The organism is Ruegeria aquimaris, from assembly GCF_025751555.1.
Taxonomy (GTDB): Bacteria; Pseudomonadota; Alphaproteobacteria; order Rhodobacterales; family Rhodobacteraceae; genus Ruegeria_B; species Ruegeria_B aquimaris.
This window is the reverse complement of the sequence record NZ_JAOWLB010000003.1, coordinates 371,921-385,237: the sequence shown is the minus strand read 5'-3', so window position 1 is coordinate 385,237 and position 13,317 is coordinate 371,921. Positions and strand designations below refer to the sequence as shown.

12 protein-coding genes are annotated in these 13,317 nt (G+C 63.9%); 3 read left to right on the top strand and 9 right to left on the bottom strand.

Annotated elements, in window-relative coordinates:
• Positions 1-53: 53 nt before the first annotated feature.
• The gene (locus OE747_RS07010; RefSeq protein ID WP_263827885.1) at positions 54-1,052 is read right to left on the bottom strand and encodes a polyprenyl synthetase family protein; all 999 of its coding nucleotides are present in this window, start codon (positions 1,050-1,052) and stop codon (positions 54-56) included.
• A 58-nt stretch (positions 1,053-1,110) separates the two neighbouring features.
• On the opposite strand from OE747_RS07010, the gene OE747_RS07005 reads away from it, so the two are divergent.
• The 3 genes from OE747_RS07005 to OE747_RS06995 all read left to right on the top strand — a co-directional run bounded on the left by OE747_RS07005 (position 1,111) and on the right by OE747_RS06995 (position 2,373).
• Positions 1,111-1,326, top strand: a complete 216-nt coding sequence (locus OE747_RS07005) for a putative signal transducing protein (RefSeq protein WP_263827884.1) — start codon at positions 1,111-1,113, stop codon at positions 1,324-1,326.
• Positions 1,323-2,096 (top strand): tRNA1(Val) (adenine(37)-N6)-methyltransferase, encoded by a 774-nt coding sequence (locus tag OE747_RS07000; RefSeq protein ID WP_263827883.1) that lies wholly within the window; start codon positions 1,323-1,325, stop codon positions 2,094-2,096. The genes OE747_RS07005 and OE747_RS07000 overlap by 4 nt, the downstream gene beginning before the upstream one ends.
• Positions 2,097-2,208: 112 nt before the next feature.
• Complete coding sequence (locus OE747_RS06995; protein WP_263827882.1) at positions 2,209-2,373, top strand: YdcH family protein; 165 nt, start codon at positions 2,209-2,211, stop codon at positions 2,371-2,373.
• Here the strand turns inward: OE747_RS06995 and yddG are convergent.
• The 8 genes from yddG to OE747_RS06955 form a co-directional block, all read right to left on the bottom strand.
• Positions 2,370-3,236: an aromatic amino acid exporter YddG gene (gene yddG, locus OE747_RS06990; protein ID WP_263827881.1), complete on the bottom strand. Its 867-nt coding sequence runs from the start codon at positions 3,234-3,236 to the stop codon at positions 2,370-2,372. The two genes, OE747_RS06995 and yddG, sit on opposite strands and share 4 nt — an antisense overlap.
• Positions 3,233-4,183, bottom strand: a complete 951-nt coding sequence (gcvA, locus tag OE747_RS06985; RefSeq protein WP_263827880.1) for a transcriptional regulator GcvA — start codon at positions 4,181-4,183, stop codon at positions 3,233-3,235. The genes yddG and gcvA overlap by 4 nt, the downstream gene beginning before the upstream one ends.
• A gap of 364 nt (positions 4,184-4,547) precedes the next feature.
• Complete coding sequence (locus OE747_RS06980; RefSeq protein ID WP_263827879.1) at positions 4,548-8,495, bottom strand: GAF domain-containing protein; 3,948 nt, start codon at positions 8,493-8,495, stop codon at positions 4,548-4,550.
• Between the two features lie 121 nt (positions 8,496-8,616).
• Positions 8,617-9,339, bottom strand: coding sequence for an acetoacetyl-CoA reductase (gene phbB, locus OE747_RS06975; RefSeq protein WP_164129165.1), 723 nt, complete (start codon positions 9,337-9,339; stop codon positions 8,617-8,619).
• Positions 9,340-9,527: 188 nt separating this feature from the next.
• Positions 9,528-10,703, bottom strand: a complete 1,176-nt coding sequence (locus OE747_RS06970; RefSeq protein WP_263827878.1) for an acetyl-CoA C-acetyltransferase — start codon at positions 10,701-10,703, stop codon at positions 9,528-9,530.
• Between the two features lie 173 nt (positions 10,704-10,876).
• Positions 10,877-11,725, bottom strand: a complete 849-nt coding sequence (locus OE747_RS06965; protein WP_263827877.1) for an EAL domain-containing protein — start codon at positions 11,723-11,725, stop codon at positions 10,877-10,879.
• Between the two features lie 228 nt (positions 11,726-11,953).
• Positions 11,954-12,886 carry a sterol desaturase family protein gene (locus OE747_RS06960; RefSeq protein WP_263827876.1) on the bottom strand — a complete coding sequence of 311 codons (933 nt, stop codon included), beginning with the start codon at positions 12,884-12,886 and terminating at the stop codon, positions 11,954-11,956.
• Positions 12,883-13,269 carry a hypothetical protein gene (locus tag OE747_RS06955; protein WP_263827875.1) on the bottom strand — a complete coding sequence of 129 codons (387 nt, stop codon included), beginning with the start codon at positions 13,267-13,269 and terminating at the stop codon, positions 12,883-12,885. The genes OE747_RS06960 and OE747_RS06955 overlap by 4 nt, the downstream gene beginning before the upstream one ends.
• Positions 13,270-13,317: the final 48 nt, after the last annotated feature.

Below are 13,317 nucleotides of genomic sequence, written 5' to 3'. Positions count from 1 at the left end.
AATACTCCGGGGGTGAGGCCCGTCAGGGCCGAGGGGGCAGCGCCCCCTTCGCCTCAGTTCAGCCGCGACACCACGTATTCGGCCAGGTCGCTCAGCATGGTGCGGATCTCGTGGCTGGGCAGCACATCCAGCGCGTCTCGCGCCTTCTCGGCCCAGGCCCGGGCATCGGCGCGGGTCTGTGCCAGGGTGCCGTATTTCTCCATCAGCGCCAGTGCCTGTTCCAGATCACCCTCGGCCTGTTTGCCCTTTTCGATGGTGCGCACCCAGAACGCGCGCTCCTCGTCGGTGGCCTGCGCCACCGCCTTGATCACCGGCAGGGTCAGCTTGCGCTCGCGGAAATCGTCGCCGACGTTCTTGCCCGTGGCCTTGGCGTCGCCCTGATAGTCGAGAAGATCATCCGCGATCTGGAACGCGATCCCCAGCGCGTCGCCGTAATCGAACAGCGCCTTGACCTGCGCCTCGGGCGCGCCGGCGATCACGCCGCCTACCTCGGTCGCCGCCGAAAACAGCGCCGCTGTCTTGCCGCGCACGACCTTCAGATAAACGCTTTCATCGGTGCGCAGGTCGGTCGCCGCCGTCATTTGCAGCACCTCGCCCTCGGCGATGGTCGCGGCGGCATTGGCCAGGATGTCCAGAACCCGCAGCGAGTTGGTCTCGACCATCAACTGGAAACTGCGCGCAAACAGATAATCGCCCACCAGTACCGAGGATTTGTTGTCCCACAGCAGGTTGGCGGTGGGGCGTCCGCGCCGCTGGGCGCTTTCGTCGACCACATCGTCATGCAGCAGGGTGGCGGTGTGGATGAACTCGACCGTTGCGGCCAGCTTGACGTGATCGCTGCCCTGATAGTCGCACAGCCGCGCCGCTGCCAGCGTCAGCATCGGACGCAGGCGCTTGCCGCCCGCCTCGACCAGATGGGCGGTCACCTCGGGGATGCGCGGTGCGTGTTCCGAGGCCATCCGGGTGCGGATCAGCGCGTTCACATCCTGCATTTCCGAGGACAGGGTGGCGGCCAGCCGGTCATGCGGTTTCGTGTTCACCTTGGCGTCCATCTTCGTTCTTCTTTACAAGGCTCGACAATGGCGCAGCCTTGCCCTTACATCCATCCCCATGAAAGAGCTTCTGCGCAGCACCGACCCGACAGTCATGGCCTTTGCCTCCGCCCTTCTTCAGGGCGAGGATATAGACTGCTTTCAGATGGACGTAAATATGAGCATCCTCGAAGGCGGGATCGGCATATTTCCCCGTCGGATGATGGTCCGGGCAGAGGATTACGACCGCGCGGCCCGGGTGATGCGGGACAATGGTATCCCGCTGGGGAAATGACCGGGTTCGCCGACGATCAGCTGAGTTGCGACGATTTCCTGGGAGGGCGGCTGCGGCTGTTCCAGCCGCTCACCGGATACCGGGCCGGAGTCGACCCGGTGTTTCTCGCTGCCTCGGTCCCGGCGCAGCCCGGACAGCGGGTGCTGGAGCTGGGCTGCGGCGCAGGCGCCGCGATCTTGTGCCTGGGGAGACGGGTCGCCGATCTGGGTCTGGCCGGGGTCGAGGTGCAACCGTCCTATGCGGCGCTGGCGCGGCGCAATGCCGTGGCGAACGACCTCGCATTGGAGATCGTCGATGGGGATGTCGCGGCCATGCCGGTCGCTCTGCGGCAGCGCCAGTTCGACCACGTGATCGCCAACCCGCCCTATTACCGCCCGGGGGCGCACAGTTCGGCTGATGACGCGGGGCGGGCGATGGCGCTGGGCGAGGGCACGCCGCTTGCCGTCTGGGTGGACGCCGCCACGCGGCGGCTGGTTCATCGTGGATTCTTGCACATGATCGTCAAGGCCGACCGGCTGCCCGACCTGCTGGCCGCCTGCGACAGCCGCTTAGGTTCGATCGAGGTGCTGCCGCTGGTGCCGCGCGCCGGGCGCGCGGCGGAACTGGTGATCCTGCGCGCGCGCAAGGGCGGCAGGGCGGCGTTCCGCTTGCACCACGGGCTTGTTTTGCACGAAGGCACACAGCACCCCGGCGACCGGGATCACTATGTGCCCGAGATCTCCCGCGTTCAGCGCGAAGCGGCTGCGCTTCCATGGCCCGAGGCCCGTTGAGCCGACTTCGGCCGATATTTCAGTTTTATGACAGAATCCTGCGCAAGGCCGCGTGACAGGTCGCTTTGGATGTGCTCAACTTGATGCATCCACAACTGAGAGGAGGATCGCCATGAGTGTCAGCGCGCATTTGACGGAACTGAAGAAGAAGCACGCAACCCTCAGTATCGAAGTTGAAGAAGCCCAGCGTTCTCCCGGTATCGACGACCTTCAAATCACGCAGATGAAGAAGCAGAAACTCAAGATCAAGGAAGAGATCGAGCGTCTTTCGACCTAATTCGCAAAGCTGGCGCGCGCTGCCAGCAGCGCGCCGCCGGTGATCAGGATCGCGGCCAGGCCCAGTGTCCAGCTGGGCGCCGCGATCCCGGTCAGGACCAGCACAAGCGTAGACAAGAGCGGGGCCGCATATGAACTGGTGCCCAGCAATTGAATGTCCCCACGCTTGACCCCGATATCCCAGACATAAAAGGCCAGTCCGACCGGGCCGAGTCCAAGCCCGATTGTCGCCGCCCAGGCAAGTGCGTCTTGAGGCCAAACCGTTGTTTCAAAGGCGAAATGTAGCGGCCACGAGGCTGCGGCAGTGGCCAGGCAAAACACCGCGACAGAACTGGTGGGCGCGTCCCCGATGCGGCGCGACAGGACCGAATATCCCGACCAGGTCAGGGCGCAGAGCAGGGCCAGGCCGTATCCCGGCAGGTAAGCGGTGCTGAACCCCGGTCCACCGCCGCCGGTGATGATCAGCGCGGCGCCGGCAAAGGCCACCAAAGCGCCCAGGAAATGACCGCGCCGCAAATGCTCACCCGGCAAGAGGCCCGAGAAGAGCACGATCAGCAAGGGCCAGAGATAGGCGATCAACCCCGCCTCGGCGGCGGGGGCCAGGCGCAAGGCCGAGAAATACAGCGCGTGGTAACCGAAAAGCCCAATTGTTCCAAAAGCATAGACCTGCCACCGCACGCCGCGCAACTGACCCAGGCCGCCGGTTGCGGCCGTCCAGATCAGCCCGAGCGTGCCGCCGATCGTGAAGCAGATCGCGTTCAGCAACAGCGGCGGTGTGGGGCTTGATCCAACCGTGAGCAGGGCCAGCAGGGCCCACAAAAGGACGGCGACAAAGCCGATGGCGGTGGCACGGATGCGGGTCATTGCGGCGCGATCTCTTCGATAGGTATGATGGTGAAGGCGTCGGAGATATGCGCGGTCTTGTCAATCTCGGCCATGAACCAGTCGCGAAAGGCGGCGATCTGGGGGCGGGTTTCGGCGCCTTTCAGGCAAAGGAAGCGGAAACGCCCCTGCGATTCAATCGCGGTCTTGAAGGGCGCGACCAGGCGACCCTCTTCCAAGTCCTTGATAATCATCGCTCTTCTGGCGAGCGCAACACCCGCGCCTGCAACGGCTGCATCGACGGCGTGGTCGGCGTTGGAAAAATGCGTGCCGTGTGTGGGGGTAAAGGAGATGCCGACCGCGCGGAACCAGACGGGCCAGTCGACAGGCGGGCGGAGGAAGGCAATGGAATCGTCGAAGATGAGGGGCGCTTCGATCAGGCTTTCGGGGGTGGTGTAGCGTTCGGCAAGCTCGGGCGACATTACCGGCGTAAGCCATTCCTTGCGCACCGGGAGTGAATAAAGTCCTTCGTCATCAAGGCCGTAGCCGAAGCGGATGGCAATATCCACATCCTCGCGCGCGAGGTCCATAACGCGCAGCGTTGCGGAAAAACGCAGGTCGATCGTGGGGTGCTTGCGGGCAAAGTCATAGAGCCGGGGCGCCAGCCATTTCGCGGTGAGCGCGGGGCCTGCGGTGACGGTCAGGGTGGTGTTGTCCTGCATCCGCCGAACACTGCGCCATGTATCGGTAAGTATCTGAAATCCATCACTTATTCCGGGGGATAATGCACGACCGATCTCGGTGAGTTCGACCGCGCGGTTGAGGCGGCGGAACAGGGGTTGGCCGACATGCTCCTCTAGCGACTTGATCTGAAACGACAACGCGGCGGGGGTCACGTTCAGCTCTTCGGCGGCCTTGGCAAAGGACATGTGGCGGGCGGCTGCCTCGAAGGCACGCAGGGCGGTGAGGGGTGGCAAGCGGTCGATCATTGGATAAGAAAATCTTGATTGAAGTAAGAGAAACTCTCGTTTGTGACTTTGATTTTCTGGGGACATATTGAGAGCAAGTCAAGAATAACTGAATCATTGAAAAGGAGCCCGAGATGATCGAGATGACGACAAACCCCGCTGCCCGCCGGGCCATGGAGCGTGCGCATCAGGAACGCGCCCGCGCCATCAGGAGTGCCTGGAGCTGGCTGTTCGGTTCCCGCTGACCGCTGCGCGCGCGGACTTACGGGATGATCGGGGCCGACCCTGCCGGGTTGGCCCCGATCCTGTCTTGTACGGTGAATCGACCGTTTTGTACCCGTCGCAAACGGGTGATTGACCGTTTTGTACTGGGCGCAGAGGTGCCTCAGCCGCTTGCGAGGCGGAAGATTTCGACCGGTTCGCGAATGCCCTTGAGGGTGACTTCGCCCTTCGATTCGACGGCGTAGTCATCCTCGACCGCGATCGAGGCGCGGGGGCTGAGGAGGATCTCTCCATCCTCGGCCTCGTCGCAGAGACGGGCGGCCAGGTTCACGGCGGTGCCGGACGCGGTGTAGTCGAACCGCCCCTCGTATCCGACCATGCCGACGGTTGCGTATCCCATCGCGACGCCGACGCCAAACCCCAGCCGATGCCCCAGCCGTTTCCAGCCGCGGCAGAGATCGGCCATCCGTTCACGCATGGCCAGCGCCAGCCGCACCGCCTCGCCCGCCGGATCGTCGCATGGCACGGGATCGTTGAACAGAACCATGATGCCGTCGCCCATCCGGTGATCGACCCCGGCGCCATGTTCGTTGATCAGCTTGCCCATCTCCTGGTGATAGGTTTGCAGCACCTCGATGGTCTCTTCGGGTTCGGCGGTTTCGCAAAAGGCGGTAAAGCCGCGAATGTCGCAGAACAGCACGCCCAGCAGGGCGCGGTGGCTGGACAGCATCTTTTCTGACCCGGACGAGATCACCGTGTCGGCCACGGCGGCGGGCAGGAAGCGTTTCAGGCGGCCCATGCGCTCGATCTCGCCCACCTGATCCTCGACCCGGCTTTCCAGCTCGGCGTTCAGCGCCTCGAGCGCCTTGAACTGGCGCACGTTCTCGATGGCGATGACGGCTTGCGCAGCAAAGGTTTCGACAAGGGCGATCTGGTCAGGTGTGAAGGGGCGGACCTCGCGGCGGTAGAGATTTATCGTTCCGATGGCCTGAGCCCCCCGGATCAGGGGAATGACCAGATATGAGCGAACCTGTTCCAGTTGGACAAGTTGCGCCCGGCGCCCGTCGGCGGTATCCGGGGCCGTCACCGCCGCAAGATCATCGACCTGAATGATGCGCCGCTCGGAAATCGACTGGGATGTGGTGAGGGTAGAACCCTCGATCGGTTCTGTCTGGGTGTTCCAGACCCTGGCCATTTCGGGGCTGGCGCCACGATGCGCGGGGACGCGGAAATGCGTGCCCGTGTCCTCCAGCAGGCTCAAAAACGCTAGTGGCGCATCGCAGAGCCGGCAGGCATTCTCCAGGATGGCGTCAAACACGGGGGTTTCGTCGTCGCGCGACTGGCTGATGACGCCAAGAATTTCGCCGCTGGCCTTTTCCCGCTCCAACCGCTCTTGCACCTCGCGGAACTGGCGGACGTTTTCGATGGCGATGACCGCCTGCGCGGCGAAGGTTTCGACCAGGGCGATATCGCGGTCCTTGAACGAAGCGGCCTCGTGGCGGAAGAGGTCGATGCATCCCACCGCCACGCCATTGAGCAGCAACGGGACCGAGAGCATCGAGCGAATGCCGGTCGCGTCCACGAAGCGGCGGGTGAGCGTATCGCCCCTGGTGTAGCTTGCTTCTTTTGTGAGATCGCCCACGGCCCTTGATTTGCCGGTCCGGACGGCTTCGGCCGCCAGCGACTCTCCGTTTACATCCAGGAACACATCGTCGGTTTCCAGGTCGTTTTCCAGCGTGCTCCATTCAGCACGCAATTTCAGTACATTCCGGTTTTCATCCAGCAACAGGAGGACCGACCCCACGGCACTGCACAAGCGTGCGGCGCGACTGAGGATCGCTTCGAAAACCGGGGTTTCATCGTCCCGGCTCTGGCTGATGACTTCGAGGATTTCCGCCGAGGCGCGTTCGCGCTCCAACCGCTCCTGCACCTCGCGGAACTGGCGCACGTTCTCGATGGCGATGACGGCTTGCGCGGCAAAGGTTTCGGTCAGCGCGATCTGGTCTTGGGTGAAAGCCCTGACCTCGCGCCGGAAGACCGTGATCGCCCCGATTGGCGTGCCGTCCTTTGAAATCAGCGGCACTGCCAGCAGCGACCGGCTCTTGGCGAACTTGGTGGCTGGCAATTGGCTGGTGGTCGGATCGGCCATAAGATCGAGTATCTGGACCGGGACCCGATCCTCGACCGCGCGCCCACCGGCGGAGCGGCGGTCGAGTGGGATCGGGTTCTTCTGGACAACCCGGAGCAAACTCTCGTCGTCTGAGGCCAGATCCCCCAGTACGAACCGGTCACCCGCGATGACCCAGATGACTGATTCCGTCGCTCCGCAAAGCCGCATCGCGGTTTCGTTGATCTGCCGCAGCACCGGGCGCTCGTTTTCGCGGCTCTGGCTGATGCCGTAGAGAATATCGCGGCTCGCCGTCTCGCGTTCCAGTCGCTCCTGCACCTCGCGGAATTGGCGGACGTTTTCGATGGCGATGACGGCCTGGGCGGCGAAGGTTTCGACCAGCGAGATTTCGGATTGGTCGAATGGTTTAACCTCGCGCCGGAACAGGGTCAGGTTGCCGATGCTTTGGCCGTCCTTGATCAGGGGAACGAACAGCACGCTGCGAATGCCCGAGGCATCGACCATTGAGCGGACGATTGGGCTGCCCGCATCGTAGAGGTCGCTTTTGCCCATGTCTTCGAAGGCGATCAGGCGGCTTTCGATGATGGATTTTGCCGCATAGGACAGGTTGGCGTCCATCCGCATCTGGCCGCTCTCGAAGAGCTGGATCGCGGCTTCAAACATGCCCTTGTGTGCGGCCAAGGTCTGGGTTGCGTCCTGCGGAGTGCCCAGAATCAGCCCGGCCAACGGAGCGTTGCAAAGCGCGCAGGCGTTTTCGAGGATCGCGTCGAAGACCGGCTTCTCGTTTTCGCGGCTTTGGCTGATGACTTCGAGGATTTCTGCCGAAGCGCGCTCGCGCCGCAAGCGCTCCTGCACCTCGCGGAATTGGCGGACGTTCTCGATGGCGATGACGGCCTGGGCGGCGAAGGTTTCGACCAGCGCGATTTCGTCGGCGGAAAACGGGTGGACCTCCTGCCGGAACAGAACAAGGCAGCCGATGCCGTAACCGTTGGCGATTAGCGGGACCGCGAGGAAGGTGCGGATGCCCTCGACATCGACAACGGCGGTGGAGACCGGATCGCCCGCCCGGTACCTGTCGCTGTCCTTGGCGTCGGCGACATGGGCGATCTGTCCGGTTCGGACCGCAACAACGTGGGAGTAGTCGCTGTCCATCGGCCAGACCCAGTTTTCCGAGCCGATCTCGCGATCAACGGGCCCCCAGGCAGCCACCTCGCGCAGGTGTCGCCCATCCGCGTCGACCAGATCGAGATCGGCCATCGGCGCGTTGCACAGGCGGGCCGCGTTTTCCAGGATGGCCGCGAACACCGGCGCCTCGTCGTCGCGGCTCTGGCTGATCACCTCCAGCACCTCGGCCGAGGCGCGTTCGCGTTCCAGCCGGGTCTGCACCTCGCGGAATTGGCGGACGTTCTCGATGGCGATGACGGCCTGGGCGGCGAAGGTTTCGATCAACCTGATTTCGTCATCGGTAAAGGCCTGCACCTCGCGGCGGAACAGGGTGATACAGCCGATGGACCCGGCCTCGGTCAGAAGCGGGACGCAGAGGATCGTTCGCATCCCTTCCGATTCGACCATGGCAACGCGGCCGGGATCGCCCTGCCGGTAGAGGTCGGTATCGATCAGGTCCTCGATATGGACCACGCGTGCCGTCCGCATTGTCACCGCCGGAACCAGATGGCTGTCCAGCGGTCTTTCGGCCGTTCCCACGGACAGGTGCCGCAGCCCCTCACCGAAATGCGCAACAAGGTGCCAGTGGCTGCGCGCGGCATTGAGCAGGCACAGATTGGCAAGCGGCGCCCCGGAAAGATGTGCAGACCTTTCCAGAATTGCTTCGAACACGGGTTGAGCATCCGCGCGCGACCGATGGAGAAGGCCGAGAATGTCGTGCAGGGCCTGTTCGCGCTCCGAGATGGGAGCGCTCCCTGACGACCGATGGGGCGGCGTGTCGGGGGACGTGTAAGAGGCCAAATCCTGTGCTCCGGTCATGCAATATGCCTCAGGATAAGACGGTCACGGCCCCTATGCCTAATTCTTTCGTGCGATGGGGCAGGTTGCACGAAAAAGGCCGCCCCGGAGGGCGGCCTGCATTCGCGGTTGGGCCGGCGTTTTAGCCGAAGAACTGGGCGCCGTTGGCCGAGATGGTCGAGCCGTTGATGAACTGGGCGTCGTCCGAGGCCAGGAACACCACGCAGCGGGCGATTTCCTCGGGCTCGCCCAGGCGGCCTGCGGGGATCTGCGCGATGATCGACTCGCGGACCTTTTCCGGCACCGCCATGACCATTTCGGTCGCGATATAGCCGGGGCAGACGGCGTTGGCGGTGATGCCGGCGCGGGCGCCTTCCTGGGCCAGGCTACGCACGATGCCGATGTCGCCTGCCTTGGTCGCGGCATAGTTGACCTGGGCGAACTGGCCTTTCTGACCGTTGACCGACGAGATCACGATGACGCGGCCGAACTTGCGCTCGCGCATGCCGGGCCAGACGGGGTGGACGGTGTTGAACACGCCCGTGAGGTTGGTGTCGATCACCTGCTGCCACTGTTCCGGGGTCATCTTGTGGAAGGGCGCGTCCTTGGTGATGCCGGCGTTGGCGACGACGACGTCGATCGGGCCCAGATCGGCCTCGACCTTGGCGATGCCTGCGGCGCTTTCCTCGTAGCTGGCGACGTTCCACTTGTAGGTCTTGATGCCGGTTTCGGCGGTGAAGGCGGCTGCGGCTTCGTCATTGCCGGCATAGGTGGCGGCGACATTGTAGCCTTCGGCCTTGAGCGCCTTGGAAATCGCGGCGCCGATGCCGCGCGAACCGCCGGTGACGAGTGCTGTACGTGCCATTGAAGAATCCTCCAGATCTGAATTGGCTTGATAATGCTGTTACGCTGTGAGGCTGAAATGCGCAATATTGTTTCGCGGAGATTTTCCGCATTGCAGAGTGCCAATATTGTCGCAGTTGCAGCATATGGTTGGAATGCCACGAAAAAGGGCGCCTGACGGCGCCCTGTTCCTATGGCCGGTTCGGGCGATCAGTCACGCTCCACGCAGAGAGCGACGCCCATGCCGCCACCGATGCAGAGGGTTGCGAGACCCTTCTTGGCGTTGCGGCGCTTCATCTCGAACAGCAGGGTGTTCAGGACGCGGCAGCCCGAGGCGCCGATCGGGTGGCCGATGGCGATGGCGCCGCCGTTGACGTTGACGATGGCCGGATCCCAGCCCATGTCCTTGTTCACCGCGCAGGCCTGGGCGGCAAAGGCTTCGTTGGCCTCGACCAGGTCCAGGTCCTCGACCTTCCACCCGGCCTTGGCCAGCGCCTTGCGGCTGGCGTGGATCGGGCCGACGCCCATGATCGACGGGTCGAGCCCGGCGGTGGCGTAAGAGGCGATGCGGGCCAGCGGCTCGATCCCGCGCTTTTCGGCGTTCTCGGCGGTCATCAGCAGGGTGGCGGCTGCGCCGTCATTCAGGCCGCTGGCGTTGGCGGCGGTGACGCTGCCGTCCTTGGTGAAGGCGGGGCGCAGTTTCTGCATCGCCTCGATGGTGGCGCCGTGACGGATGTATTCGTCACTGTCCATCACGATGTCGCCCTTGCGGGTCTTGATGGTGAAGGGCGTGATCTCGTCGGCGAACTTGCCGGCCTTTTGCGCGGCTTCGGCCTTGTTCTGCGAGGCGACGGCGAATTCATCCTGCATCTCGCGGCTGATCTGCCACTGTTCGGCGACGTTCTCGGCGGTCTGGCCCATGTGATAGCCGTTGAACGCGTCCCACAGCCCGTCGCGGATCATGGTGTCGATGTATTTCATGTCGCCCATCTTGTGACCGGCGCGCAGATGCGCGGCATGGGGCGACAGGGTCATGTTTTCCTGGCCGCCGGCGATGACGATATCGGCGTCGCCAAGCAGGATGTGCTGGGCGCCCAGCGCCACGGCGCGCAGGCCCGAGCCGCAGACCTGGTTGATGCCCCAGGCGGCGCTTTCCTTGGGCAGGCCAGCGTTGATATGGGCCTGGCGGGCGGGGTTCTGGCCCTGCGCCGCGGTCAGCACCTGGCCGAGGATGGTTTCGCTCACCTCGGACTTGTCGATCCCGGCGCGCGCCACGACCGCTTCGAGCACTGCGGCGCCGAGGTCATGGGCGGGGGTGTTTGCGAAAGATCCGCCAAAGCTGCCGACGCCGGTACGGGCGGCCGATGCAATTACGATGTTGGTCATGTGATACGATCCTATGCCGTCATGGTCTGGTGGGAAATCTGACGGCAAACGAGTCATATGTCGACTCTGGAGCGCAGCTTATTCCCCGATGAAGCGCCCTTGACATAGCGTAATGCTGCACGTGCAGCAACGGACAGCTTGTCTCACATATGCGCGAGTTCGGAGGGGGTTTGTCAGGCCTCGGCCTTGGGCGTTGGATTCGCACGCTTTTTGGCCCATTTCGGGGTGACCGTGGGGGCGGCGTAGAGATAGCCCTGGAGGCAGTTCACGCCGTTTTCGACGAGAAAGGCCGCGTCTGCCTCTGTCTCGACCGATTCCGCGATGATCAGCATCTCGAACTCGCGGGCCAGCGCGATGAGGGCGCGCACGATGGCCTGATTGCCGTGGTCGCCGCTGACTCCGCGCACGAAACGGCCGTCGATCTTGACCGCGTCGAAGAAGAAGTCGCGGAAGGCGTTGAAGTCGATGGGGCCGTCGCCGAAATCGTCGAGCGCAAAGGCGATGCCGCGCGGTTGCAGCCGGTCCATCAGGTCGATCACCAGTTCCGGTGTCGCCATGGCCGAGGTCTGGTTGATTTCGAGGATCAGCCGTTCGCCGAGCGACGGGTCGCGGGACAGGTGCTGCTCCAGAGTCTGCATCCAGGACTGAAAGCCGATGGAGCGGGCCGACATGTTGATCGACAGGCGGATGTCCTGTTTTTCCCTTAGGAGGCGGAGGCCGGTGTCGAGCGCGATGCGGTCCAGTTCGCGCCCGATCTCGGTGTTTTCGACCTGGGGCATGAAATCGCGGGCGGGGATCTGGCGGCCGGTCTCGTCAAGCACGCGAATGAAGCCTTCCCAGAAGGCGACTGTGTGCGGCGGGCGGGCCTGTAGCACCGGCTGGTAGGCCAGCATGCAATCGCCGTGGCGCACCGCGTCGGTCGCCATTTTGACCGCCGAGCGGTCGCGCCCAGAGATCGCGGCGCTGAGCGGGCTGTCGGTGCCGGGCGGCAAGTCGGCCAGTTTGGAGCGGCGGTTCTGCATGACGGTGTTTCCATCCCATGGATCGGCGGCGAGCCTGCCCAGAGTTTGTCAAATCCGTGAATCGGGGGTTAAGGCGCGCGTTTTCCTAAAATGCGCGAGATCACGCGCGCGCCTGTCAGCGGGCGTGAAAAATCTCACATATTCAGCAGGTTGAGCGCCGGGGGGAGCGGCTGCGCCGGTACCGTCGCGGCGGGCTGATTTGGCTAAAATCCGAGGTTTCTGCCCGGATCAGGTGCGAAATCCCGGCGTGCCGCGGTCCTGCGGGTGGCGGGCAAGGTGCTTGGCCTTGATCTGTTCCGAGGTGTCGCGACTGCCGTCATGGCTGTATCCCGGCGGGGCAAAGGCATAGGCGAGCCGCTGGCGCAGGGTCAGGCCGGGTTGTGTGATGTCGCGCCAGATGCCCAGCCATTCGTGGAACGCCACCCGCAGCGGGTTGAAGGTGCCGAGGTTGTGGACGAGGCCGTAATCGACCTTTTCATCTTCTTGCTCGGGCACAAAAGTGCCGAACATCTTGTCCCAGATGATGAACACGCCCGCATAGTTGCAATCCAGATAGCGGGGGTTGCGGCCGTGATGCACGCGGTGGTGGCTGGGCGTGTTCATCACCGCCTCGAACCAGCGGGGCAGTTTGCCGATCGCCTCGGTATGGATCCAGAACTGGTAGATGAGGTTGAGCCCGCCGGCAAACAGGACTAGCGCGGGGTGAAAGCCCAACAGCACCAGCGGCGCCTTGACCACCATCATGAAGGTGAAGGTGCCGGTCCAGGTTTGCCTGAGCGCGGTGGTCAGGTTGTAGTGCTGGCTGGAATGGTGGTTGACATGGCTGGCCCAGACCCAGCGGATGCGGTGGCCAAAGCGGTGCACCCAGTAATACCGCAGGTCGTCCAGCACGAAACAGGCGATCAGCGCCCAGACCGAGGTGCCGAGGTCGAGCGGCGTCAGCCGCCAGAGGAACATGAAGAAACCCCAGGCGATGAAGCCGAGGATGATCCCCTCGGCCACAGAGCCTGCGCCCATGATCAGCGAGGTGACGGCATCGCGGGTCTCGTAGCGACCGCCGCGCTTCTTCATCGCGATCCACAGGAACTCGATCAGGATGGCGGCGATGAAGAAGGGCACCGCCAGTTGCGTGGGATCGGGAAAGCTGAGCGTGTCGGTCATCTGGGGGTCATCCTGGCCTGCCAGTCGCGGCGTTCGTCGGGGGAAAGGTGCAGTGTCACCTGCGGCGCGGTGAAATCGTGGAACAGGACGCGCAGGCCGTGGGGGTGATCCATGACGTCGAAATCGCGCAGGTGGCGGCCCACGGTGTCGGCCCCGAAGGACCAAAGGAGGCCGGGGCCCTGTTCGGTCTCGATCAGGGCGGCGTGGCCGTCGCGCGCGACGGCGATCCCGAGGATCATGTCGTCGGGGAAATGCCGGTGCCAGGCGGCGCGCGCGTCTTCGGGCAGCAGGACCGCCCGGTGCGAGCGCCCGGTCAGGTGCAGGATCACGGCGATGGCCGATATGCCGCCGATCACCAGGATCAGCAGGATTTCAAGTGGCATGGGGTCCTCCGTGACACGCAGAGTGGAACCGGAGTACGGCGCTTGTCA